Annotated in this window: 2 protein-coding genes; both read left to right on the forward strand. The window is 67.8% G+C overall.

The window, feature by feature from the left end; translation table 11 throughout:
• Positions 1-546 (forward strand): zinc-binding dehydrogenase (locus CG50_RS02955; RefSeq protein WP_036635086.1); only part of this gene is annotated, 546 nt, incomplete at its 5' end.
• A gap of 27 nt (positions 547-573) precedes the next feature.
• Positions 574-890, forward strand: a 317-nt coding sequence (locus CG50_RS02960) for a nuclear transport factor 2 family protein (protein WP_036635087.1), incomplete at its 3' end; no start/stop codon positions are given.

An 890-nucleotide genomic window follows, 5' to 3' on the forward strand; every position in this document is an offset into this window, starting at 1 on the left:
GGTGCGGGAGGCGTCGGGTCGATGGCGATCCAGCTGGCAAGGCTGGTCCCCGGCCTCACCGTGATCGCCACCGCCTCGCGGCCGCAATCGCGCAGCTGGTGCCTGTCTCTTGGGGCCGATGCAGTGATCGACCATTTCGCCGACATGGAAACGCAAATTGCCGACCTCGGCCTTGCGCCGCCGGGCTTTGTGTTGCTGGCGAACGACCCCGACCGGCATTTCCCCTCCCTCGCGCGGCTGATCGCGCCCGGCGGCCGGATCTGCTGCATCGTGCCCTTCGCCAGCCCTCCCGACATCGACGCCCTGATGCGCAAGAGTGCGGGGCTCGTATGGGAATTCATGTTCACGCGGCCGATGTTCGCCACCCCCGACCGCGCCCGGCAGGGCGAGATCCTGACCCGCATCGCACAGATGGCGGCCGAGGGGCAGCTGAGCCCGACCGGCACGGAAACGCTGTCGCCAATCTCGGCCGACACCCTGCGCGAGGCCCACCGCCGCATCGAAAGCGGCCGCACGATCGGCAAGATCGTCCTTTCCGGTTTCTGAAATTCCCGACAAGACAAGGAGATACAAATGTCTGCCGTCGACCTGACTAAATCCTTCCTCGGCGCGGTGTTTTCCGGCCAGCTCGACGAAGCGCTCGCCCTGACCGCGCCCGAGGCCCGCTTCATCTCGGTCAGCCCGCGTGAAAGCGCGGCGAACCCGCTGCACGGCACCTTCGTCGGCCCCGAGGGCGCGAAGGCCTTCTTCGGCGGTTTCGGGGCGCTTCTGGAACCCGGCGACTTCACCGTCGAGGCGGCTTTCGGCGATGACCGCCACGCCGCGCTCTACGGCCAGTTCCGCCACACCGTGCGCGCGACCGGAAAACCATCGCGCGATATGGCGGCAGA

The sequence above is a fragment of the Paenirhodobacter enshiensis genome, from assembly GCF_000740785.1.
Lineage (GTDB): Bacteria > Pseudomonadota > Alphaproteobacteria > Rhodobacterales > Rhodobacteraceae > Rhodobacter > Rhodobacter enshiensis.